At 65.1% G+C, this 20,029-nt stretch carries 25 protein-coding genes and 1 riboswitch; of the genes, 13 read left to right on the top strand and 12 right to left on the bottom strand.

Annotated features, from left to right (window positions below; translation table 11 throughout):
* Position 1: 1 nt before the first annotated feature.
* The 4 genes from CY658_RS12165 to CY658_RS12150 are packed head-to-tail and all read right to left on the bottom strand — an operon-like array spanning position 2 to position 2,519.
* Entirely contained in the window at positions 2-1,546 is a 1,545-nt protein-coding gene (locus tag CY658_RS12165) for a relaxase/mobilization nuclease domain-containing protein (protein WP_101490483.1), read from the bottom strand.
* A complete protein-coding gene (locus CY658_RS12160) occupies positions 1,543-1,971 on the bottom strand; it encodes a hypothetical protein (protein ID WP_101490482.1) in 429 nt (142 codons plus the stop codon). Before CY658_RS12160 ends, CY658_RS12165 begins: the two co-directional genes overlap by 4 nt.
* A 17-nt stretch (positions 1,972-1,988) precedes the next feature.
* On the bottom strand, positions 1,989-2,261 hold the full coding sequence (locus CY658_RS12155; protein ID WP_101490481.1) for a hypothetical protein: 273 nt from the start codon (positions 2,259-2,261) through the stop codon (positions 1,989-1,991).
* A gap of 18 nt (positions 2,262-2,279) precedes the next feature.
* Positions 2,280-2,519 (bottom strand): hypothetical protein, encoded by a 240-nt coding sequence (locus tag CY658_RS12150; RefSeq protein WP_101490480.1) that lies wholly within the window; start codon positions 2,517-2,519, stop codon positions 2,280-2,282.
* A 230-nt stretch (positions 2,520-2,749) separates the two neighbouring features.
* Between CY658_RS12150 and CY658_RS12145 the strand changes: the two genes are divergently transcribed.
* The 4 genes from CY658_RS12145 to CY658_RS12130 all read left to right on the top strand — a co-directional run bounded on the left by CY658_RS12145 (position 2,750) and on the right by CY658_RS12130 (position 4,841).
* Complete coding sequence (locus tag CY658_RS12145; protein ID WP_143713678.1) at positions 2,750-2,992, top strand: hypothetical protein; 243 nt, start codon at positions 2,750-2,752, stop codon at positions 2,990-2,992.
* Entirely contained in the window at positions 2,989-3,510 is a 522-nt protein-coding gene (locus CY658_RS12140) for a hypothetical protein (protein WP_101490478.1), read from the top strand. Before CY658_RS12145 ends, CY658_RS12140 begins: the two co-directional genes overlap by 4 nt.
* 98 nt (positions 3,511-3,608) lie before the next feature.
* Positions 3,609-3,923: a hypothetical protein gene (locus tag CY658_RS12135; protein ID WP_101490477.1), complete on the top strand. Its 315-nt coding sequence runs from the start codon at positions 3,609-3,611 to the stop codon at positions 3,921-3,923.
* Positions 3,924-3,989: 66 nt separating this feature from the next.
* Entirely contained in the window at positions 3,990-4,841 is an 852-nt protein-coding gene (locus CY658_RS12130; protein ID WP_101490476.1) for a hypothetical protein, read from the top strand.
* A 55-nt stretch (positions 4,842-4,896) separates the two neighbouring features.
* Here CY658_RS12130 and CY658_RS12125 read toward each other — a convergent pair whose 3' ends face one another.
* The 7 genes from CY658_RS12125 to phaP form a co-directional block, all read right to left on the bottom strand.
* Positions 4,897-5,964, bottom strand: coding sequence for an HNH endonuclease (locus tag CY658_RS12125; protein WP_101490475.1), 1,068 nt, complete (start codon positions 5,962-5,964; stop codon positions 4,897-4,899).
* Positions 5,965-5,981: 17 nt separating this feature from the next.
* Complete coding sequence (locus CY658_RS12120; RefSeq protein ID WP_101490474.1) at positions 5,982-7,220, bottom strand: tyrosine-type recombinase/integrase; 1,239 nt, start codon at positions 7,218-7,220, stop codon at positions 5,982-5,984.
* 336 nt (positions 7,221-7,556) lie between these two features.
* Positions 7,557-8,150, bottom strand: a complete 594-nt coding sequence (locus CY658_RS12115) for a GNAT family N-acetyltransferase (protein ID WP_101490473.1) — start codon at positions 8,148-8,150, stop codon at positions 7,557-7,559.
* Positions 8,151-8,175: 25 nt separating this feature from the next.
* Positions 8,176-9,231 carry an alpha/beta fold hydrolase gene (locus CY658_RS12110; protein ID WP_101490472.1) on the bottom strand — a complete coding sequence of 352 codons (1,056 nt, stop codon included), beginning with the start codon at positions 9,229-9,231 and terminating at the stop codon, positions 8,176-8,178.
* Entirely contained in the window at positions 9,228-9,668 is a 441-nt protein-coding gene (locus CY658_RS12105; RefSeq protein ID WP_101491263.1) for a hypothetical protein, read from the bottom strand. Before CY658_RS12105 ends, CY658_RS12110 begins: the two co-directional genes overlap by 4 nt.
* Positions 9,669-9,709: 41 nt before the next feature.
* Positions 9,710-10,639: an alpha/beta fold hydrolase gene (locus CY658_RS12100; RefSeq protein WP_101490471.1), complete on the bottom strand. Its 930-nt coding sequence runs from the start codon at positions 10,637-10,639 to the stop codon at positions 9,710-9,712.
* A 13-nt stretch (positions 10,640-10,652) separates the two neighbouring features.
* Positions 10,653-11,150 (bottom strand): TIGR01841 family phasin, encoded by a 498-nt coding sequence (gene phaP / locus CY658_RS12095; RefSeq protein ID WP_101490470.1) that lies wholly within the window; start codon positions 11,148-11,150, stop codon positions 10,653-10,655.
* A gap of 242 nt (positions 11,151-11,392) precedes the next feature.
* Positions 11,393-11,461, top strand: a riboswitch (S-adenosyl-L-homocysteine riboswitch).
* A gap of 65 nt (positions 11,462-11,526) precedes the next feature.
* Between phaP and ahcY the strand changes: the two genes are divergently transcribed.
* From ahcY to CY658_RS12075, 4 genes are read left to right on the top strand one after another with little or no spacing between them, the layout of a single operon-like run.
* Positions 11,527-12,966, top strand: coding sequence for an adenosylhomocysteinase (gene ahcY, locus CY658_RS12090; protein WP_101490469.1), 1,440 nt, complete (start codon positions 11,527-11,529; stop codon positions 12,964-12,966).
* Positions 12,967-12,971: 5 nt separating this feature from the next.
* Positions 12,972-13,808 (top strand): TlyA family RNA methyltransferase, encoded by an 837-nt coding sequence (locus CY658_RS12085; RefSeq protein ID WP_101491262.1) that lies wholly within the window; start codon positions 12,972-12,974, stop codon positions 13,806-13,808.
* Positions 13,809-13,818: 10 nt separating this feature from the next.
* Positions 13,819-14,643: a methylenetetrahydrofolate reductase [NAD(P)H] gene (gene metF / locus CY658_RS12080; RefSeq protein ID WP_101490468.1), complete on the top strand. Its 825-nt coding sequence runs from the start codon at positions 13,819-13,821 to the stop codon at positions 14,641-14,643.
* A gap of 53 nt (positions 14,644-14,696) precedes the next feature.
* Complete coding sequence (locus tag CY658_RS12075) at positions 14,697-15,329, top strand: septal ring lytic transglycosylase RlpA family protein (protein WP_101490467.1); 633 nt, start codon at positions 14,697-14,699, stop codon at positions 15,327-15,329.
* Positions 15,330-15,339: 10 nt separating this feature from the next.
* On the opposite strand, the gene CY658_RS12070 is transcribed toward CY658_RS12075, so the two are convergent.
* Entirely contained in the window at positions 15,340-16,308 is a 969-nt protein-coding gene (locus tag CY658_RS12070; protein ID WP_101490466.1) for a 23S rRNA (adenine(2030)-N(6))-methyltransferase RlmJ, read from the bottom strand.
* Positions 16,309-16,495: 187 nt separating this feature from the next.
* Here CY658_RS12070 and CY658_RS12065 point away from each other — a divergent pair, with 187 nt between their 5' ends.
* The 5 genes from CY658_RS12065 to erpA all read left to right on the top strand — a co-directional run bounded on the left by CY658_RS12065 (position 16,496) and on the right by erpA (position 19,936).
* Positions 16,496-17,074, top strand: a complete 579-nt coding sequence (locus tag CY658_RS12065) for a hypothetical protein (RefSeq protein ID WP_101490465.1) — start codon at positions 16,496-16,498, stop codon at positions 17,072-17,074.
* Positions 17,075-17,079: 5 nt separating this feature from the next.
* Entirely contained in the window at positions 17,080-18,330 is a 1,251-nt protein-coding gene (locus CY658_RS12060; RefSeq protein WP_143713676.1) for a S1C family serine protease, read from the top strand.
* A gap of 206 nt (positions 18,331-18,536) precedes the next feature.
* A complete protein-coding gene (rplM, locus tag CY658_RS12055; protein WP_056577471.1) occupies positions 18,537-18,968 on the top strand; it encodes a 50S ribosomal protein L13 in 432 nt (143 codons plus the stop codon).
* Between the two features lie 12 nt (positions 18,969-18,980).
* Complete coding sequence (gene rpsI, locus CY658_RS12050) at positions 18,981-19,373, top strand: 30S ribosomal protein S9 (protein WP_056577474.1); 393 nt, start codon at positions 18,981-18,983, stop codon at positions 19,371-19,373.
* A gap of 197 nt (positions 19,374-19,570) precedes the next feature.
* Positions 19,571-19,936, top strand: coding sequence for an iron-sulfur cluster insertion protein ErpA (gene erpA, locus CY658_RS12045; RefSeq protein WP_056577477.1), 366 nt, complete (start codon positions 19,571-19,573; stop codon positions 19,934-19,936).
* The last annotated feature ends 93 nt before the right edge of the window (positions 19,937-20,029 follow it).

Here is a 20,029-nt window from a genome sequence, read left to right as displayed (position 1 = left end):
ATCAGCGTCGTCGTTGAGGCTTATCTTTCTCTGGCTGTTGGCCTCGATCGTCATCTTCACGGGAGTTGTCTTCGCGTTCATCTGCCGCTCGCCAGAACTCACCGCGTAAATCCGGCACCTCTTCCTTGGCTGGTGCTGCAGCTTGCAAAAATGCCTTATTCGGCTCGATCTCCGGAGCCTGCGTCTTATGCGGTTGAGCAAGAGACGCCATGTCGTTGCCGGGGCCTCGCTCTCGCACGCGCTCTTTGCGAATTTCGTCTCGTTTGAGCGCGGCGACTTCTCGCTTTTCCACTTTCTCCAAAGACGTGATCTTTCTTTCGCCGGCAAGCGTCTGGCGCTGTTGCCGGGCAGCGAGCAGTTTTTTCTCCTCATCCTGGTGATTCGCCAGCTCTGTTCGCTGCTGCCTCTGTGCTTCCAAGAGTTTGCCGTCTCGGTAGCGATGCACGGCGCGGCGCACTGCGGTAACGCCGGTCACCCTGCCAAGAAATCCGGCGAGGCCCGTGACGCGCATCTCATGCCGTTTGACCCTTGTCGACTCCATGCGGGACGTGTGCTCATGCCGCTGTGCATGCCGTTCGGCGCGGTGCCGGGAAACTAACTGCTCCCGCTCCTGCTGATGCTGTCGATGTCGAGCCACCTGTTCCTGGGTCAGCGCAAGGCGACGTAGCTGTTGCGCGTGCTTTAGGGCTGTCAGACGATCCGCAAGGCGATCGTCTGTCTGCGTTTGCTCGATCTGTTTCCTGTGCCTGGCCGCAAGCTCCTCCGCCTCTGCAACGCTCGGCAACGACTCTTCCGGAAAGTCCTTGGCCAGAAACGCGCGAAGGTCCTTTGTTCTGACGGCCTTGTCGTCGATCAGTTTGGACAGCGCGTGCATGCCGCCGTAGAGATCAACGAGAACGTAGGGTCGCTTCCCGGTTGCGAGGATGTAGCCTCGCTCAGCCAGTGCCTGAACAAAAGACCGGGCGTCATCGCTGTGCCGCCACGCTTCCGTCACCTGTTGCTTGTGATCAGTCTTCGAAAGGCCTGTCTGGTTCTGCTGCGTCCGTTCGTAGAGCGTGTCCTGCCCCTTCTGCCGCGACTTCTGGTATCCGGCCGGCAGATCGAGAAAGTTGTCCCGGGCGAACGAGCGCGTCACCTGCATCAGCTTTTCGCGGTCGAAGGCGATATGAACGGCTTTTTGATGTTCGGCATCGATTCGCGACCACACAACGTGGCAGTGCTCCCGGCCGTGCTTCACATGAAAGACCACGGCACGCGGCTGATCTGCGAGCCCGAGCGCTGCCTCGGCGCGGCCGATGTATTCGAGGTACTGCGCCCGCGTTAGCTCCCCCTGTGCCGGGTCCGGGTTGATGGACATGCTGTAGAGGTACTTCTGACAGCGCGTCAGCGTCTCGGCCTGGACCTCCCATTCCTTGAATGCGCCGTGCAGGTCACTCGCGACGGCACCGCGGATTTCGACAACCTCCGTCAGTTCGTTGTCGTAGGCATTCTGGAGATGGGAGGCAAGGTCCTGGCCCCCGCCGCGCTGCGACGCAAACGGGATCATGGTTCTTTGCCAAGCCCGAGCATTGCGCAGGTTCTGATGTCGTCGAGGTGCTGGAGATACGCGCGCAGCTGAATCCGCATGCTGTCGTCAAGCTGGGATTGCAGCAGCTCCACAATTGCCTTCGCACCGGCCGCATGCGCGAGGACAAGCCCGAACATGGTTTTCTCGGCAGACGGCACCGGGCGCTTTCTGGATGCGGTGATGCCGAGCGCGGCCTCCACGATGTACGCATTGCGCGTCTTACCGGCAGCCCGCGCCCGCGCGTCGAGATCCGCCCGCCCGCCTTCGGGCAGCCTGAGGGAGATCGTCGGTTCACGCTTCTTGCGGCTCATGGTGTCACCGTAAGACAAGGGCGGGCCGGTATCCGCGTAGCGAACCTGGTACGTGACGCCTTTCCTGCCGGTCTTCTTTCTGATGTCGGACATGATTCTGCATACATGCCTCAGAGTCGCGGTTCAAGTCCTTTTCGAAGGGTCGCGACACTTATCTTCGCGTTATTTTCGGCGTTGACCTGCATGCGGATATAGATGTCGAGCAGCGTGTTCTTGTCGATCTTGAGACGCTTGTCGATCGGGTCGACGAAGAAGGGCAGTTTTCGCTGGCCGCTGGGGTCCGGGTCAGCGGCACGCTTGATCTGCCGGTATGTGAGATGGATGCCGATGTCTGCGAGCGCGAGCCGCGCTCCTTCGATGCCGATATAGGTTGGTGTGCTCATCTGGCTCCCCCTTGAGGCTCAGATTTTGTAATCCTCGGCAGCACTGCGATACGGACCATCACTGAGGATCTTGGTGACCTTCCGCCCGTCTTTTGCCTTCAGCTCGACGGGAGAGCCGCAACCATCGCTGGGATTCACATAAAGCGTCGCACCTTGCGAGAACGCCAGCGCGTGGACGTTTTCCAGCTGTACCAGTTGTTCGAAGATGGCCTGCCGAAGTTGGGCCATGGTGAGCTCGCCGCGTATCGTGATCTGCATGCGAGGCTCCTACCCCAAACCATTGATCTAATTTGAGTCTGATCCCCGAAAGTTGAGGATTCCTTAATTTCACATATTTCTGGTTGCACGGCACAACAGAAAAGCGAGGTGGTCAGTCCGGGACAGCCCGCAGCAGTCCGGAACCGCCCGCGGCGCGAGGAACAGGAGAGGAACGGCGCTGGCAGGCAAACCTAAAGTGCAGGCATCGGACCACGACCTTGGAGGCCTCGATGTCAACTTCGTATCTTTCGACCCAGGACCTTTGCGAGCGCTTTCGCTGCTCCAGCCGCACACTCTTTCGGCGGATGCGCAGGCCGCTCAATCCCTTCCCGCTGCCGGCGATCGTGCACGCCGGCAGTTTCAATCTCTGGGATGCCGGCGACATCGCCGCATGGGAGCTGCGCGAGCGCGAGCGGACCCGCACTCAAGCCCGCAATCTCCCGTCCACCCTTTCCTTTGGAGGTCAGCCATGAACGCCAGCACCAAATCTCCCCGCGCCTATGCGCTGTACCGCAAGCTCGTCGCCGAAGCCAACGAGCGCACGATCGAACTCTGCAAGGACACCGATCTGACCGATGCCGAGCTATGGTGGTGCGACCTTTCGCCGCTGGAAGCCTGGGTCTTCGGTATCGAGCCTTCGCTGCTGAACGCGCTCGTGATCGGGTGGGTGCGCTATCAGGACATGGTGGACTGCACCGACCTTGAATTCGCGGACTTCCGCGAGGAAGAGCGCGCCGCGTTCCCGAAGCTGTTTCAGGGCGAGCGCGTGGTGACGTTGGAAGGCGCGGTGGGCTTCCTGATGGAAGCCTGCGAGCTGCCGCAAGTGCAATCAATGATGTGGGTCTGCCGGACCTTCGTGCAGAACGCGAGGAGCGGTTTGTATGAGGCCCCGACCGATGCGCCGCCGTGGGCGCATGGTGACGTAAACCCGGCCGGCCTGTTCAACGACCCTGACTGCTGGACGCTCGAAGGCGCGCGCGGCTTCTGGTAAGCGATGCTTTCCGTAAACCAAAGGCGACCCGCAACCCTCTGAAATCGCTCGCAAAAGTTTCTCTTTCGCGGGCCGCGGCAGGTTGCTATGTTCTTGTTATGTTCTCAACTCTCGACAAGCAAAAGGTGACGCATTTCGGCCTGTGGGCCGACGAATGCCGTGACCACGAAATGGCCAAGGCCGCGCTGACGATCCTGCGCGACGCGATCGCCCGCTGCAAGGACGACGACGTGCGCAGCGCCGAGCTCGACGAGGTCCTGCACTGGATCGAAGACCGCTCAATCCGCAAGCATCCCGTGCAATGCTTTCGCGCGTCGCTTGATATCCAGCATCCATGCGAGAGGCGCGCCGCCATGACGGATGCCTATGTCCGCGTGATGCGGGAGCTCGGTCTCTACAACGGGCGCCTATAGTCGGCGGCGCGGGCTCGTCTGCGCAAGGGAAAGTTTTTTAAAATGGAGGGCTGTTTGACTGATTGCATGACTCAGAAACTTGTCATCGACAAGAGCTTCCTTGATGGCGCGTCAACGACGCAGGTCCGTGACGTTGTCGCACGGTATCACGCTCTCGTCATTGAGCCGCTTTTCTATGAGTTGATGACGACAGAGAAGCCCGATATGCAGCGCAAGGCGTTTGCAAAATTTCCTTCAGAGCCAGGAGCGTTTAGTCTGATTCCCAACATTGGAACCTTGCTGCGCAACGAGTTTGAAGGACGCGAGCCCTTGCGGCGACTGGAAGGGTGTGCGATCGAAGGGGTGCACAAGTTCAATGATGGGCTTCGCGACGGAAACTACGTCCCAACTGCCCAGGTTCTGGGCGACCTGCGTGCATGGGAAGCTGAGGTCGTAAGTTCCACACAAACCTTTCTGGAAATGTGCCAGTCGGTGCATCAGTTTTTCCCAGAGCTCAGCGGCATTGAATTTCGAGATTTTCCTGCTGCGATCGCAACCGCGCGGCGGACAGTTGCGACGAGCCAGGAGCGAGTGATGGAGATTTACGCGCAACTGCGAGCGCAGGACGCGACCTCGATGCTGCCGCCCGAAACTGTCGGACCCGATTGGGTTTCGTACCGCTTCCTCCAGTGCCACCTGCTTGCGGCACTCCGCCTCTTCGGCAAACATCAGGGAAACATCGATGTCACGGCGGGAGTCCGGCTCAGAGCCGAACATGCGATGCATGATCTGGAATACGTGTCGGCCGGTTCAATGGTCGGCGGCATTGCCACCAATGACAGAGAAGTTGAGGAAGACTTTCGCCTACTCTGTCCGAGCGGGCTGGTGATCAAGCCCATGCGTCGCGAAACTGACTCCTCTGAGGCCTGCCTGCCTTGACGATCCTGAGGGATCTCGGTTTCGAGGTCGATCGACCCTGCTGCTCAAGTTCAGTTCATCGCGTTGTCAGCACACGCGCCGGAGCCTGAAAAATTTCCTCGCGATGCCGTTTCAGGAACGGGCGGATGTCGCTGTGCTCGCGTGATTTCAGCGTCATGCCGGGATGGATGTTGAGGGCGATCTCGTCCCCCTTTCGCATCTTTTCACTGATCAAGATCCTGAAGGCATCATCGAACGAGATCAGCCCGATATCAAACGCCTTGTCGATGTGAGGCGCGAGCAGGAGACCGTTCGAGACGCCAAGCCTTTCGACACGGGTGGTGCAAAGACGCCAAGGCAGGATGTGCGATGCAATCAGCAAGGCGGAATCGGTGCAGTTCGTCACCGCACAACCGCGCCACCGTTTCACGAGGACATCCCTGAACCATCCCTGCCCAACGCGGGCCTTGATGAGCGCGTCCTTCTCGGTTTCACTCAGCGGCGCGTCGGCCAGAAATTGCTGAAACGCCGGATCTTCTGCAGGGTCCTCAGCGCCGCCAAACGGATCGGGAGGCGGCGCATGGACGGGAGGAATACCGCGCACAAGTTCGTAGTTGCCACTGAAGGGATCGTACGTATGGGCGTACCAGTCGGCATCGTCCAGAAGCCGCTTCGACGCGCGGGCGGACACCTGCGCCGAATCTTCCTCATCGGGGGTCTCGCCATCCAGCACGACCATCCGCAGGGGCAGCTCCTTACTGCTGGCCTCGTAGACAGCGCGATCGAAAGCGTGCGCTTTTACGATCTTGCCCCTGAGGCGCTGAGCCTCGCTCGACGTTCGATCCGGAGCAGCGAGCGCATTCCCAAGGTCCTTGGAGTAGCCCTTCGAGCTTCCATCGTGGCTCAGGTGATCGCCCTTAACAGCAAGATCCTTCCACCACACGCAGACGACGATCGGCTCACCGCTCCCGCCAAACGTCCATTGGGAGTTCTTGTAGGTATTCGTGTTCGGGTTGGGAATCTCTTCGCCATTCTTGTCGACGGCCCAGCCGCTCACGTCCACGCCGGCCTGTTCGATAAGCTGACGCACTGGCGGCGAGTGCGTCGGCCGCAAGGCCAGCAAGACTTCATTCGGTAGCGTCATGGCTGAAGTATCGGCGGTCAGGATTGCGGCGAGACGGCCGCAACGGGCTGGCCGCTGGTCCAGGACTGCAGCCGCTTGACCCAGGCGTCGAGTGCCGCCGCCTGTTCGGCAAGATAGTCATAGTGGTCGTACACGCGCCATGTGCCGGGAAGCCGATGCCCGAGCATGATTTCTGCGACGTGTGGCTCCGTCAGCGTCGAAAAGTTGGTCCTTGCCGTCTTGCGCAGGTCGTGGATCGACCAATGCTCCATCTCGTATTTCTCATGGCGGCGCAGCCACTGCATGACGTTGTAGGGGAGAGCGAGGGGAGCGCTTGTGCCCATCGCGTCCTTGCTGCCGCTGTTCGTGAAGACGAAAACGCTGTCTTTGCTGAGCTGCATGGTTTCCTCGATCAGTGCCTGCGTGTGCTGCGTGATCGGGCGGAGCAACGGCTTGCCGGAGCTCTTGCCAAGCTTGTGGTTCTCTGGCGGGATCGTCCAGATCTTCTTCTTGAAGTCGAAATGCGCCTTCTCGGCGGCGCGCAGCTCGCCGTTGCGGCAGCCATAGATCAGGCAAAGCTTGAGGAAGATCTTGTTCTTCAGCGTGATGCGGGAAAGCTCGATCGCGCGCCAGACGCGGATCACTTCCTCCTGCGACAACGACCGCGAGCCAGCGACCTTCTTGATCTGCAGATCTTCGCGCGCATTGATTTCAACGAGCGGGTTCGACGGGATCATCTGCCGCTTGACGCCCCATTTCAGCATCTGCTTCGCGTTGGTCAGGATGCGATCGGCGATGCCAGGTCGAACCGATGCCTGCTTCTCCAGAAGGTCGAGCCATTCATGTAGCGTGACCTTGTTGGCAGGAAGCTTGCCGATCCGCGGAAAGACATGCAGCTCGAAGGAGCGCAGCACGTCGTGATGGCCCTTCTTGTTCTTTTTGCAGTACGCCTCGTACCAGGTCCGAAACAACGCCTCGACTGAATCTGCCCGCAGCACTGCCTGCTTGGCGAGCGCCCGCACGATGCGCGGATCGTGCCCCTGCTCCAGTTGGCCCCGGAGGCGTTCGGCTTCGGCGCGGGCAGCTTTGAGTCCGAGCGCCGGGTAGGACCCGAGGTCGGCGCGGCTGTGCTGTCCGTCATAGCGGTAGCGCAGCTGGAAGACGACCTTGCCTTTCGGCGTGATGCGAACGCCGAGCCCGTCGCGATCGGCGAATTCGGTGAGCTTGTCGCGCGGCTTGCCGGCGTTCGCCTTCAGCCACGTATCGGTGAGACCCATGATGCACCTCGCTTGCGTACATATTTTGAGGCAAGCGGAAGGCGTGCGTTTATGTACGCAGTCATGTACGCGGAACGCGTGGCACGACCTGTCATGTCCTGTCTTCGCCTGTCAGCCTGCCTCGGCCAGTTTCCCTCGGAAACCGCCCGGTTCGCAGGCCGGAACGTCCTGGCTTGCGACCCCTTGTCGCGAAGGATGCGCTAGGGGTGGGAAATGATCGCGAAGGTGCGACGGCGGCGGGTTTCGGCGAGAAAAGACAAGGTGGGCAATCTGCAGGGGAATCCCCCGATTTTAGGAGGCCGCCCCGCAAACCCCCTCAATCCCCCGTCGATGGGCCTAAAACGCCTCGGTCACCCCGTACGCCCGCATCTGCGCCTCGACCTGCGCCGCGTCCTGGCTCAGCACCACGAGGTCGTGCGCCTTGCCCTCGCGGTCCTTCACGTGCCGCGTCAGCAGGGCCTCGGGCCGGAAGCCCAGGGCCTGGAAGACGGCGATGGCGCCGCGCTGGTCGACGGTCATCTGGGCGACGATCTTTTCCTGCCCGTGCGCGAAGGCCAGCGCGCAGCCCTCCTGCGCCAGCTGCTGGCCCAGGCCGCCGCCGCGCAGCGTGGGCGACACCAGCACGCGCAGCTCGGCGACATGGCCCGACCACGAGTGCGGGTCGCGGATGACGGCGGCACAGCCCAGCACGGCGCCGTCGCGCACGGCGAGCACGCTGTCGATGTCGCCGCGCTCGATGGCGCGGACCCAGGCGGCCATCACCTTGGGCTCGGTGATGTCGCGCGGCAGAAAGAGCAGGTCGTGCACCGGCAGCGCCTGCGCGAAGGCCAGCACGGCGGGGGTGTCGGCGCCGGTCATGAGGCGCAGGGCGATGTCGCCGTCCGCGTGGGCGACGGTGCGCGGGTAGGTGCGGGAAGAAGAGGCGGTCATGAGCGTAGGGGGAGGGTTGTGTTCGTCAGGTGGAGCGCACGCCCAGCCACTCGTCGAGCTTGGGCCACAGCCGCCGCACGGCGTTGGTGCCGGCCGCCAGGCTGACGTGGCCGCCCTTGAGCACCACCTCTTCCTTGTCGGTGGAGCCGATGCCGGCAATCAGCGGCTGCCCCGCCTCGTAGGGCACGATGTGGTCGTGCTGCGCCAGCGCGTGCAGCACCGGCACGGTGATGTTCTTCAGCAGCACCTTGCGCCCGCCGAGCACCAGCTCGCCCTTGTGCAGCTTGTTGTCCCACATGAGCTCCTTCACGGTCTGGCGGAAGTACTCGCCGGCCAGCGGCAGCATTTCGGCGCCCCAGCGGTCGAACATGCGGTACGACTTGACGAACTCGTCGTTGGCCATGTTGTCCCACAGCTGCACCAGCCCGGCGCCGCGCCCGGCCGGTCGCAGCATGTCGAAGGAGGCGAACAGCATCTCGGGCGGCACGTTGCCCACGGTGTCGATGAGGCGGTCGACGTCGAAGTAACGCCGGTCTGACCACGCATGGAACAGCGTCATGCGGCTGAAGTCGATCGGCGTGGTGAAGAGCGCCAGGTTCTTCATCGGCCCGTCGGGGTGCAGCGCCGCGTACAGCGTGGAGAGCACGCCGCCCATGCAGTAGCCGGCGAGGGTGACGTCTTCTTCGCCCGAGTCTTCCTGCACGCGGCGGATCGAGTCGGGAATGAAGTCGAGCACGTAGTCCTCGATGCGCAGGCGCTTCTCGTCGGGGCGCGGCGCGTTCCAGTCCATCACGTAGACGTCGTAGCCCTTGAGCAGCAGGTACTCGACCATGCTCTGGCCCGGCGCGAGGTCGAAGATGTAGGCGCGGTTGGTGGTGGCCATCACCATGAGCACCGGCACGCGGTAGATCTCGTCGACCATCGGGCGGTAGTGGTACAGGCTCAGCGTGCCGCGCCGGTGGATCTCGTCCTTGGGCGTGAGGCCGACGGCGGGCGCGGTCGAGGTCAGGAAGTCCAGCCCCTTGATGTTGCGCTGGATGGTGCGCTCGATCTCGCCGCGGATGTCGGGCAGCGCGCTCATGGGCGGCGCCTTCCGGCGGGGCGTTTCTTTGGGGCGGCGGCCTTGACGGCCGGTGCAGGCGCCGCCGCCGCGGGTGGCTGCTTGGTGCGACGTGGCCGGGGCGGCGCGGTGGCGGCATCGGCGGTCCGTGTGGCCGGGCCAGCCCCGCCTTCCAGCGCGCGGCGAATGCCTGCCAGGTGATCGTCGATGCGGTGCAGCTGTTCGCCCAGCGCCTGCAGGTCGCCGCGCGTCGGCAGGTTCAGCAGCGTCAGGTAACGCGCCATCAGGTCGCCCAGCGCCTTTTGCGCCGTGAGCGAGGCGTTCATGCCGCCGTGCATGCCCTGTCGGAACGGGTCCGAGGCCATGGTTTCGTTGGCGAATTCGTTGGTGCTTTTTTCCCACTGGGCCGTGAGCTCGCGCCACATCGCCATGGGATCGAGGGACGGAAATTGGTTCATGAAAAACACCTCCGTCTGGGTTTGTCGTTGTCTCTTTTTCTTCAGTGATCGTCGCGTCGCGCCGCCTGCGCGGTGTGCGCCGCGATGGCCTCGGTGATCTGCGGCCACATCGCGATCGGCAGCGCATGCCCCATGCGCGGAATGCGCAGCAGCTTCGCGCCGGGAATGGCCTCGGCCACATCGATGCCACAGGCCACGGGCACCAGCGGATCGACGTCGCCGTGGATCACCAGCGTGGGCACCTGCACCGCACGCAATGCCGGCTTGCGGTTGCCCGACGCGAACACCGCCGCCAGCTGCCGCGCCACGCCGCCCGGGTTCAGGCCGCGCAGAAAGGCGAGCTGCGCACGCCCGGCATCGCGTGCCTCGTCGAGCGGAAAAGCGTCGGGCCCGCGCAGCACGCGCCACACCTTGGCGTGGTGCGGCAGGTAGGCCTCGAAGCTGGTCGGGGTGGGCGCGAACAGCACCGCCAGCGCCTCGGGCGTCGGCGGCGGCAGGGCCGGGTCGCCCGTGCTCGACATGATGCTGGTGAGCGAACGCATCCGCTCCGGGTGGTGGATGGCCATCTCCTGCCCGATGGCGCCGCCCATCGACGCACCCACGATGTGGGCGCGCGCGATGCCCAGCGCGTCGAGCAGCCCGGCGCAGTCGTCGGCCATGTCGCGCAGCGTGTAGGGCACCTGCAGCGGCCGGCCCGCCATGGCCTGCAGCATCAGCGCCTGGATGTCGGGCACGCCGGCGTGCGGCAGGTGCGTGGAGTGGCCGATGTCGCGGTTGTCGAAACGGATCACGTGGTGCCCGCCGGCCTGCGCCAGGCCGGCGCAGAACGCGTCGTCCCAGGCGACCATCTGGGCGCCGAGGCCCATGACCAGCAGCAGCGGCGGCGCCTCGGGGTCGCCGAAGCTGTCCCAGGCCAGGTCGATGCCGTTGGCGCGGGTGCGCCATTCGGTGCGGGGTGGGACGGCGGTCATGCGGGCTGCTGTTTTACTTGCGCTGCAGCAGCTTCGTGACCTCGTCCACGTTGGACTGGATGCGCTGGCGCACCACGTCGAAGGCATCGGCCTGCGACTTGGCGGCCAGGGTGGCCAGCTCCTTGATGTCGTCGACGGCGCGCTGGAACGACTGGCGACCCAGTTCGTCGAGCTTGGCGAGGTTTTCCTTGGGGTCCTTGCCCGGCATCGCCTTGGCGGCGGTCTGCCATTCGCCGATGGCCGTCTTGATCATTTCGGTCTGTCGCTGCACGACGGTCTGCAGGCCCTGGTAGGACTTCTCGTTGGCCTGCATCAGCGCCTGCAGGTCCTTGCGGCCGCTGTCGAGCAGCTTGCCGGCGCCGCCGGTGAGGTTCAGGTTCTGCAGGCGCTCGGCCATGCCCTTGAGGTTCTTCATCGGATCGAGCATGTCCGCGGCGGACGGCGCCGCCTGCTTTGCGCCGGCGCTGCTGGCGGTGGTTTTGTTCGCGGCGGCTTTCTTGGCAGTGGCCATGGTGCGGAATCTCCTGTGTCGGGTGATGAAAACAATCAAACGGGTGGATGCAGGCAGCGGCCGGGCGGCCGGGGCCCGCCGCCACGATACGCCGGGCCGGCGCGGCCGAGGGCGGTCGAAGCGCGGATTTGCCTGCGGAGTTTCCCGAGGTGGCCCATGTGACGCCGAAGCCGCCCGCGCTTTCCGTGATGTGGGATGCCCCGGTCGATTGGCGGGCGGAACGGCCCGCGACTACAATCCGGCGCTCCGAGGAGCGTTGCAGCGCCGTCAGGCGTGAGGCTCGGACCACATCGCAACCACGCTCATCCGCTGTTCTCGCGGTGAGTTTTTCTTCCCCGTACGCAGTGGCATCTTTCAAACCAGTTTTGGAGTTCTCATGAGCGCTGTACTCAAGCCCACCCCCGTCTCGACCGCCGACCAGGCGATTGCCGACCTGTCCCTTGCCGCCTGGGGCCGCAAGGAAATCCGCATCGCCGAAACCGAGATGCCCGGCCTCATGGCCATCCGTGAAGAGTTCTCGAAGGGCCAGGCGCTCAAGGGCGCGCGCATCACGGGCTCGCTGCACATGACCATCCAGACGGCCGTGCTCATCGAGACGCTGCAAGCCCTGGGCGCCGAAGTGCGCTGGGCCTCGTGCAACATCTTCTCGACGCAGGACCACGCCGCCGCCGCCATCGCCGCCGCCGGCACGCCGGTGTTCGCCATCAAGGGCGAGTCGCTGACCGACTACTGGGACTACACCCACGCCATCTTCGACTTCGGCCCCAAGGGTTCGAAGGGCGAAGGCCCGAACATGATCCTGGACGACGGCGGCGACGCCACGCTGCTCATGCACCTGGGCCAGCGCGCGGAGAAGGACCTGGGCGTGCTCGCCAACCCGACCAGCGAAGAAGAACGCATTCTTTACGCCGCCATCAAGGCCAAGCTGGCCGTGGACGACACCTGGTACACCCGCAAGTCCGCTGAAATCATCGGCGTGACCGAAGAGACGACCACCGGCGTGCACCGCCTGAACGAGATGAGCGCCAAGGGCACGCTGCTGTTCCGCGCCATCAACGTGAACGACTCGGTCACCAAGAGCAAGTTCGACAACCTGTACGGCTGCCGCGAATCGCTGGTCGATGGCATCAAGCGCGCAACCGACGTGATGATCGCCGGCAAGGTGGCTTGCGTGGCTGGCTACGGCGACGTGGGCAAGGGCTCGGCCCAGGCGCTGCGCGCACTGTCGGCGCAAGTGTGGGTGACTGAAATCGACCCGATCAACGCCCTGCAGGCCGCGATGGAAGGCTACAAGGTCGTGACCATGGAATATGCCGCCGACAAGGCCGACATCTTCGTGACCACCACTGGCAACAAGGACGTCATCACGCACGACACCATGGCCAAGATGAAGGACCAGGCCATCGTCTGCAACATCGGCCACTTCGACAACGAGATCGACGTCGCGTCGATCGAGAAGTACGAGTGGGAAGAGATCAAGCCGCAGGTCGACCACATCACCTTCCCGGACGGCAAGAAGATCATCCTGCTGGCCAAGGGCCGCCTCGTGAACCTGGGCTGCGGCACGGGCCACCCGAGCTTCGTGATGTCGTCGTCGTTCGCCAACCAGACCATCGCCCAGATCGAGCTGTTCACCAAGCCCGACGCGTACCAGGCCGGCAAGGTCTACGTGCTGCCCAAGCACCTGGACGAGAAGGTCGCGCGCCTGCACCTGAAGAAGGTCGGCGCCATGCTCACCGAGCTGACCGACACCCAGGCCGCCTACATCGGCGTGAGCAAGAACGGCCCTTACAAGCCGGACACCTACCGTTATTGATTCGCGTGCGCGCCGATCAACTGTTGGTAGAGCGCGGCATGGCCGCCTCGCGTTCGCAAGCCGTCCGGCTCATCGCCGGCGGCATGCGCTGGCGTGACGCGGGCACGAGCGACGCGTGGCGCAATGTCGTCAAGAACAAGGACGAAGTGCCCGAGTCGGCCGAGCTCGAGCTCGCCGACGCCGCCGAGGCACGCTACGTGTCGCGCGGCGGCCTCAAGCTCGAAGGTGCATTGAAGGCCAGCGGCGTGGACCCGACGGGCAAGCTCTGCCTGGACGTGGGCCAGTCGACCGGCGGCTTCACCGACTGCCTGCTGCAGCACGGTGCCGCCAAGGTGGTGGGCATCGACGTGGGCCACGGGCAGCTGCATCCGCGCATGCGCGAAGACGAACGCGTGGTCGCCATCGAAGGCGTCAATGCGCGGGCGTTGTCGCCGGCCGATCTGCAGGTGAGCGATGACGAGGACGAAGACGCCGAAGTGGGCGAGGTCGCTGAAGTGGTCGAGGCCCCGGCCGAACCGCGCTTCGACCTCATCGTTGGCGACCTGTCGTTCATCTCGCTCACGCTGGTGCTGCCGGCCGTGGTGCAGTTCCTGGCCGACGACGGCCAGTTGCTGATGCTGGTCAAGCCGCAGTTCGAGCTGCAGCCCGGCCAGGTCGGCAAGGGCGGCATCGTGCGCGACGAGGCGATGTACGCGGTGGTCGAGAGGCGCCTGCACGACGCCTGCGCGGCGCTCGAGCTGAAGGTGCTGCGCTGGTTCGACAGCCCGATCGCCGGGGGCGACGGCAACCGCGAGTTTTTCATTCACGCCGTTCGTGCTGCCAAGGCCGGCGACGGTTCCTAAGGAGACGCAGGTGCGCCTTCCGCTGAGTTTCGAATTCTTCCCGACCAAGACGCCCGAAGGCGCGGTCAAGCTGCGCACCGTGCGCCAGCAGCTCTATGTGCGCAAGCCGCAGTTCTGCTCGGTCACCTACGGCGCGGGCGGCTCCACACACCAGGGCACCTTCGGTGCAGTGCAGGAGATCCTGGCCGAGGGCGTGGACGCGGCCAGCCACTTCTCGTGCATCGGCGCCACGCGCGCCACGGTACGCGAGCAGCTGGCCGAGCTGAAGGCGATGGGCGTGAAGCGGCTCGTTGCGCTGCGTGGCGACCTGCCCAGCGGCTACGGCATCGGCGGCGAGTTCCAGTACGCGAGCGACCTGGTCGCCTTCATCCGCGAAGAGACCGGCCGCGACTTTCACATCGAGGTGGCCTGCTACCCCGAGATTCATCCGCAGGCGCGCTCGCCCGAAGCCGACCTGCAGGCCTTCGCCACCAAGATGAAGGCCGGGGCCGACTCGGCCATCACGCAGTACTTTTTCAGCCCCGAGGCCTACTTCCGCTTCGTCGACGACGCGCGCAAGCTGGGGCTCGACACGCCGATCGTGCCGGGCATCATGCCCATCACGAGTTCGACGCAGCTCATGCGTTTCTCGGACGCCTGCGGCGCCGAGATTCCGCGCTGGATTCGCCTGCGGCTGCAGGGCTTCGGCGACGACACGGCCTCGATCAAGGCCTTCGGCCTGGACGTGGTGACCGACCTGTGCGCGCGCCTGCAAGAGGGTGGCGCACCCGCGATCCACTTCTACACGATGAACCAGTCGGCGGCCACGCTGGCCATCCTGGAGCGCCTGGATTGAGAGGGCTGCGCGCGGTCGCCGTCGCGGTCTCCTGCGTGCTCGCAGGTTGCACCATGCCGCCTGCCACGCAGGACAAGGATGCGGACACCGCCGCCACACCGGCGGCGTCCGGCAAGCGGCTGCAGCCGCTCGGACGCGGCCTGGCCGTGCCGCCCGGTGCCGCCCCGCGCTCGGCCGTGCCGTCGGTGCGCTACGACCTCGCGGTGTCGGGCACTGGCGAGTCGCTCGACGATGGCGTGCCCGGCGATGAGCCGCGCGAGATCTTCGAGCGTGGTGGCGCCTCGTGGTACGGCATCCAGTTCCACCAGCGCAAGACCGCCAACGGCGAGCGCTTCGACATGGGCGCCATGACGGCGGCCCACAAGAGCCTGCCCTTCAACACGCGCGTGTGCGTGCGCAGCCTGGTCAATGGCAGCGAGGTGCTGGTGCGCGTCAACGACCGCGGGCCCTTCACGCCGGGCCGCATCATCGACCTGAGCCGCGCCGCGGCCGACCGCATCGGCCTCACGAGCATGGGCATCAAGCAGGTGGCGCTGTCGGTCATCGACCGCGAAGGCATGCGCTGCGGTGGCGAAGCCGTGGCGGCCGACGACCTGCAGGCTGCACCGGAGGCGCCGACCGCACGCGTTCGTGCGCCGACACCTGCGCGCAAGCGGGCGGTCGTGCCGCCGCGCAAGCGCCGCTGAGCGGCCTGCCTTAGCCGCCGCTCTCGAGCGAGTAGGCGGCGTTGCGGTCTTGCGCCAGGCGCTCGGCCAGCTGGGGCAGCGCCTCGGCCAGTTGCGCCTTCAGCGTGTAGGGCGGGTTGATCAAAAACATCCCGCTCGCCGGCAGGCCCGGGCGCTGCGTTTCGCCCGAGGCGGCGTCCTTCGTGATCTTGCTCGACTTGACGGTCAGCGTGGCGTGCAGCCACGGCTTGCCGGCCTTGGTCGCCATCGTCTTGAGGCGGCGCGGCAGGTCGTGCGCCTCGGGGCGCGGAATGATCGGATACCAGACGGCATACGTGCCCGTGGCGAAGCGCTTGAGCGCCTCGGCCGCGAAGTCGAGCACGCGGCCGTAGTCGGTCTTCATTTCGTAGCTCGGGTCCATCAGCACCAGCGCGCGGCGCGAAGGCGGCGGCAGGAACTTGGTGGCGCTGCCGAAGCCGTCTTCGGTCAACACGGCGATCTGCCGGCCGGCTTCGAGCTGCGCGATGTTGGCGCCGAGCGTGCGCGAATCGGTCGGGTGCAGCTCGAACAGCTTGAGCTTGTCGTGGTCGCGCAGCAGGTGCTGCACGATGAACGGCGAGCCGGGGTAGACGCGGGCGCCGCCCTTGGGGTTGAAGTCGTGGATCACGCTGAGGTAGCGCGCGATGGCTTCGGCGACCGGCTTTTCTTCGGCGGGCGCTGCCGCTTTCTTGCCAGCCGATTTCGCGGCCGGAGCGCCTGGCGCAGGCGTGGCGGCCGTTTTGGTTGCCTCGGGGAAGAAGCGCAGCACGCCGTCGGCCGCTTCGCCGCTGGTGCCGGCGTAGTCGCCGTCGAGCCGGTACAGGCCGGCGCCGGCGTGCGTGTCGACGACGGTCAGCGCGGCGTCTTTTTCAAGCAGATGGTCGAGGGTGGCAATCAGGACCGTGTGCTTGAGCACGTCGGCGTGGTTGCCGGCATGGAACGCGTGGCGGTAACTGAACATGGAATGAGGCCTGAAAAAGTGAAAAGGGGAGCGCTAGACTCGCGCGGCGCTACATTGATTTACAAAACACAACGAGGGGCAGCAAATGCGAGGAGCCGGATGGCGATTTTGGGGCCTGTGCGTCGGCGCGGGCGTTTTGTCTATTTTGACGGGCTGCGCCTCGGTCACCCACGGGACGACCCAGAACGTGAAGTTCGAGACCCTGTCGCCCGAGGGCAAGGTCGTCGACGGCGCCCGCTGCCGGGTCTCCAACGACCGCAATGATGCCGTGGTGCGCTCCGGCCAGACCCTGCCGGTGCGGCGCTCGGGCGAGAACCTGAGCATCGAATGCACCCAGGCCGGCCTGCCTCCGGCCCGCGGCCAGGCGATTTCGCGCGTCAACGTGGGCCTGGTCGGCAACGTGATGATCGGCGGCCTGGTCGGCGTGGCGATCGACACCGGCACCGGGGCGGGCTTCAACTACCCGAGCTGGATCCGGCTGATCTTTGGCGAGGTGCGCAGTTTCGACCGCACCGCGCAGACCGGCGACGAGGCGACGGTCGGCATGAAGATCGGCACGACCGAGATGGCGGCCGCGCCGGCGCCGAAGACGGCCGCGGCGCCTGTGCCCGCGCCTGCGCCGGCCGCGGTGGCGCCTCCGCCTCCTCCGCCCGTGGCGGTCGCACCGGCCGCTCCAGCGCGTCCCGCGCTTGCAGCACCGTCCGCGGCGCCCGACGCTCGCGTCTCGATGGACGACCTGCGCGGCCTGCTGCCTGCCAAGCCGTGAAGCTGATGTGGACGACCCCCGCGCCGTGGCTGTGTGCCGCAGGCGCCTTGCTGGCCGCCGGTCACGCCGCCGCGCTGGAGCCCGACGCCTTGTTCGCCAAGCTGACGGGCAGCGTCTGGGCCGTGCGCACCTTCGACGCGCAGGAGCGCCCGCTGCGCGCCGGCAGCGCCGTGGTGATCGCGCCCGGCCGCCTCGTCACCAACTGCCACGTGCTGGCCAAGGCCAGCAATTTCGTGGTCAAGCGGGACAACGTCACCTACGGCGCGACGCTCGAGTACCCGGACCCGGGGCGCGACCTGTGCCAGATCAAGGTCGCCAACTTCACGGCGCCGCCGGTGGCGATGGCGCCAGCGGGCGGTGCGCGCGTCGGCCAGCGCGTGTACGCCATCGGCAACCCGCGCGGGCTGGAAAACACGCTGAGCGAAGGCCTGCTGTCGGGCCTGCGCGGCGGCGATGGCGAGGCGCGGCTGCTGCAGACCACGGCCGCCATCGCCCTCGGGTCGAGCGGCGGCGGGCTGTTCGACAGCGACGGTCGCCTGCTGGGCATCACCACTTTTTCCGCCCGCGACGGCGGCAACCTGAATTTCGCGATGCCGGCCGAGTTCCTGGCGGAACTGCCGGCGCGCGCCCAGGCGCAGTTGGCGGCGCGGGCCAGCGAACCCGAAGGCGCCGCCCGCCGTCGCGTCGGCGTGGCGCTGGCGGAGCCACTGCGCGCCGGTGACGCGCTCGAATACGTGCGCACCGACCGTCTCACCGGCAACCGCACGCCGGTGATCTACCGCGTGGACCGGGTCCAGGGCGACGAGGTGTCGTTCAACGCCGGCAGCCGGATCGAGAAGACCAACGGGCAGGTGGTGTCCATCACGTCGCCAGCCGGTGGCCTGTTCGACACCGCATCGCCGCCGGGCGGCTGGGCCTTGCGCAAGGACGATATCCAGCCCGGCATGCGTTGGCAGCTCGACTACGTGACGACCACCGGCGACCGGCTGCGGCACGAACTCACCGCCTCGGTGGGCGGCGAGCACACGATGCGCGTGGACGGCATGGAGTTGAACGTGATGCGCATCGGTTATGAGGGTTGGATCTTTGCCTCCAGCACCACCAGCCTGCCGCTGACCGGTGCCAGTACGCGCTTTCGGGGCGCCGCCTGGTACAGCCCCGAACTGGGTCGGATCGTCCGTTTCGAGGGCGAATACCAGCGTGGGGTCTCCTCGGGGGCCAACGAGAGCCTGGAGCTGGTCCGCATCCAGCGCTGAGGCCCCCGGAAGCCCGGAAATTGGCCGTTTGGCCATTTCTTCATATAATCGCGGGCTTCGCAGCGTTTTTGTAGCCCCGCGGCGAAGGCATGCCAGCCCCCTTTCATTGGGCGGGCGGGCATGAAAACCCACCTAAGAGATTCCCAGCAGAGGAACGCCGACCGTGGAAAAGGGCTCGCCAAACCCTCTTTTGAAGAGAAAAACTCATGACCAAAACGTTCAGCGCCAAGCCCGCTGACGTGACGCACGAGTGGTTTGTGATTGACGCGACCGACAAGGTCCTCGGACGAGTAGCCAGCGAAGTTGCTCTCCGTTTGCGCGGCAAACACAAGGCCATTTACACGCCTCACGTCGATACCGGTGACTACATCGTCATCATCAACGCCGCGCAACTGCGCGTCACCGGCGCCAAGTCGATCGACAAGGTGTACTACCGTCACTCGGGCTACCCGGGCGGTATCACGGCGACGAACTTCCGCGACATGCAGAACAAGTTCCCGGGCCGTGCCCTGGAAAAGGCTGTCAAGGGCATGCTGCCCAAGGGCCCGCTTGGTTACGCGATGATCAAGAAACTCAAGGTGTACGGTGGCGCTGAGCACCCGCATACCGCCCAACAGCCCAAAGTGCTGGAACTGTAAGGAGCCTTGAGAATGATTGGTGAATGGAACAATGGCACCGGCCGTCGCAAATCCAGCGTCGCCCGTGTGTTTCTGAAAAAAGGCACCGGCAAGATCACGGTCAACGGCAAGGACATCCAAGCGTTCTTCGGCCGTGAAACCTCGATCATGATCGCCAAGCAGCCCCTGGCGCTGACCAACAACCTCGAAGCTTTCGACGTGATGGTCAACGTGAACGGCGGCGGCGAATCGGGTCAAGCCGGCGCCACGCGCCACGGCATCACCCGTGCCCTGATCGACTACGACGCAACGCTCAAGCCCGTCCTGAGCCAAGCCGGCTTCGTGACGCGCGACGCGCGTGAAGTCGAACGTAAGAAGGTCGGTCTGCACTCCGCCCGTCGCCGCAAGCAGTTCAGCAAGCGCTGATCCCCTGCTCGTTGCGAGACAAGAAGCCGCCCTCGGGCGGCTTTTTCGTGGCCGCGTCCCCCAGGCACCCTTGGCGGATGCGGCGTTCGACCCCACTTGCGATGGGTGCTCGCCACAGTCGGCCTGCCGAAAATGCGGCATTGCAGTAGCATCCGTCCCATTGGCCGCCCAAGCGGCCCCCCAAGGAGTTTCACCCCATGAGCGCTGTTGCCGAAAACATCCAGACCCAGATGCCCGAGCCGATCGTCTTCACCGACAGCGCGGCCGCCAAGGTCGCCGACCTGATCGCCGAAGAAGGCAATCCCGACCTGAAGCTACGCGTGTTCGTGCAGGGCGGCGGGTGCTCGGGCTTCCAGTACGGTTTCACCTTCGACGAGATCACCAACGAAGACGACACCACCATGACCAAGAACGGTGTGTCGCTGCTGATCGATGCCATGAGCTACCAGTACCTGCTCGGCGCCGAGATCGACTACAAGGAAGACCTGCAGGGCGCCCAGTTCGTGATCAAGAACCCGAACGCCACCAGCACCTGCGGCTGCGGTTCCAGCTTCTCGGCCTGATGCCTGGATGCTGCTGACCAGCCCCCTCGAAAAAGCCGCCTCCGGGCGGCTTTTTGCTGCCTGTCGTTTTCCTGCTGAGTCCACGCCTTCCCG

The organism is Variovorax sp. RO1, from assembly GCF_002849325.1.
GTDB lineage: Bacteria > Pseudomonadota > Gammaproteobacteria > Burkholderiales > Burkholderiaceae_C > Variovorax.
Note: the sequence above shows the minus strand (reverse complement) of the source record. Positions and strands in the feature narration are given on the sequence as shown.

What these genes read in the sequence shown, in the direction of transcription:
- CY658_RS12100 (WP_101490471.1), bottom strand. Translation starts at nt 10,639, where the DNA reads ATGACCGCCGTCCCACCCCGCACCGAATGGCGCACCCGCGCCAACGGC.
- CY658_RS12165 (WP_101490483.1), bottom strand. Translation starts at nt 1,546, where the DNA reads ATGATCCCGTTTGCGTCGCAGCGCGGCGGGGGCCAGGACCTTGCCTCC.
- phaP (WP_101490470.1), bottom strand. Translation starts at nt 11,150, where the DNA reads ATGGCCACTGCCAAGAAAGCCGCCGCGAACAAAACCACCGCCAGCAGC.
- rplM (WP_056577471.1), top strand. Translation starts at nt 18,537, where the DNA reads ATGACCAAAACGTTCAGCGCCAAGCCCGCTGACGTGACGCACGAGTGG.
- CY658_RS12115 (WP_101490473.1), bottom strand. Translation starts at nt 8,150, where the DNA reads ATGACCGCCTCTTCTTCCCGCACCTACCCGCGCACCGTCGCCCACGCG.
- CY658_RS12130 (WP_101490476.1), top strand. Translation starts at nt 3,990, where the DNA reads ATGACTCAGAAACTTGTCATCGACAAGAGCTTCCTTGATGGCGCGTCA.
- CY658_RS12145 (WP_143713678.1), top strand. Translation starts at nt 2,750, where the DNA reads ATGTCAACTTCGTATCTTTCGACCCAGGACCTTTGCGAGCGCTTTCGC.
- erpA (WP_056577477.1), top strand. Translation starts at nt 19,571, where the DNA reads ATGAGCGCTGTTGCCGAAAACATCCAGACCCAGATGCCCGAGCCGATC.
- CY658_RS12110 (WP_101490472.1), bottom strand. Translation starts at nt 9,231, where the DNA reads ATGAGCGCGCTGCCCGACATCCGCGGCGAGATCGAGCGCACCATCCAG.
- CY658_RS12150 (WP_101490480.1), bottom strand. Translation starts at nt 2,519, where the DNA reads ATGCAGATCACGATACGCGGCGAGCTCACCATGGCCCAACTTCGGCAG.
- CY658_RS12140 (WP_101490478.1), top strand. Translation starts at nt 2,989, where the DNA reads ATGAACGCCAGCACCAAATCTCCCCGCGCCTATGCGCTGTACCGCAAG.
- CY658_RS12075 (WP_101490467.1), top strand. Translation starts at nt 14,697, where the DNA reads ATGCCGCCTGCCACGCAGGACAAGGATGCGGACACCGCCGCCACACCG.
- CY658_RS12160 (WP_101490482.1), bottom strand. Translation starts at nt 1,971, where the DNA reads ATGTCCGACATCAGAAAGAAGACCGGCAGGAAAGGCGTCACGTACCAG.
- ahcY (WP_101490469.1), top strand. Translation starts at nt 11,527, where the DNA reads ATGAGCGCTGTACTCAAGCCCACCCCCGTCTCGACCGCCGACCAGGCG.
- CY658_RS12105 (WP_101491263.1), bottom strand. Translation starts at nt 9,668, where the DNA reads ATGAACCAATTTCCGTCCCTCGATCCCATGGCGATGTGGCGCGAGCTC.
- CY658_RS12120 (WP_101490474.1), bottom strand. Translation starts at nt 7,220, where the DNA reads ATGGGTCTCACCGATACGTGGCTGAAGGCGAACGCCGGCAAGCCGCGC.
- rpsI (WP_056577474.1), top strand. Translation starts at nt 18,981, where the DNA reads ATGATTGGTGAATGGAACAATGGCACCGGCCGTCGCAAATCCAGCGTC.
- CY658_RS12060 (WP_143713676.1), top strand. Translation starts at nt 17,080, where the DNA reads ATGTGGACGACCCCCGCGCCGTGGCTGTGTGCCGCAGGCGCCTTGCTG.
- CY658_RS12125 (WP_101490475.1), bottom strand. Translation starts at nt 5,964, where the DNA reads ATGACGCTACCGAATGAAGTCTTGCTGGCCTTGCGGCCGACGCACTCG.
- CY658_RS12070 (WP_101490466.1), bottom strand. Translation starts at nt 16,308, where the DNA reads ATGTTCAGTTACCGCCACGCGTTCCATGCCGGCAACCACGCCGACGTG.
- CY658_RS12135 (WP_101490477.1), top strand. Translation starts at nt 3,609, where the DNA reads ATGTTCTCAACTCTCGACAAGCAAAAGGTGACGCATTTCGGCCTGTGG.
- CY658_RS12155 (WP_101490481.1), bottom strand. Translation starts at nt 2,261, where the DNA reads ATGAGCACACCAACCTATATCGGCATCGAAGGAGCGCGGCTCGCGCTC.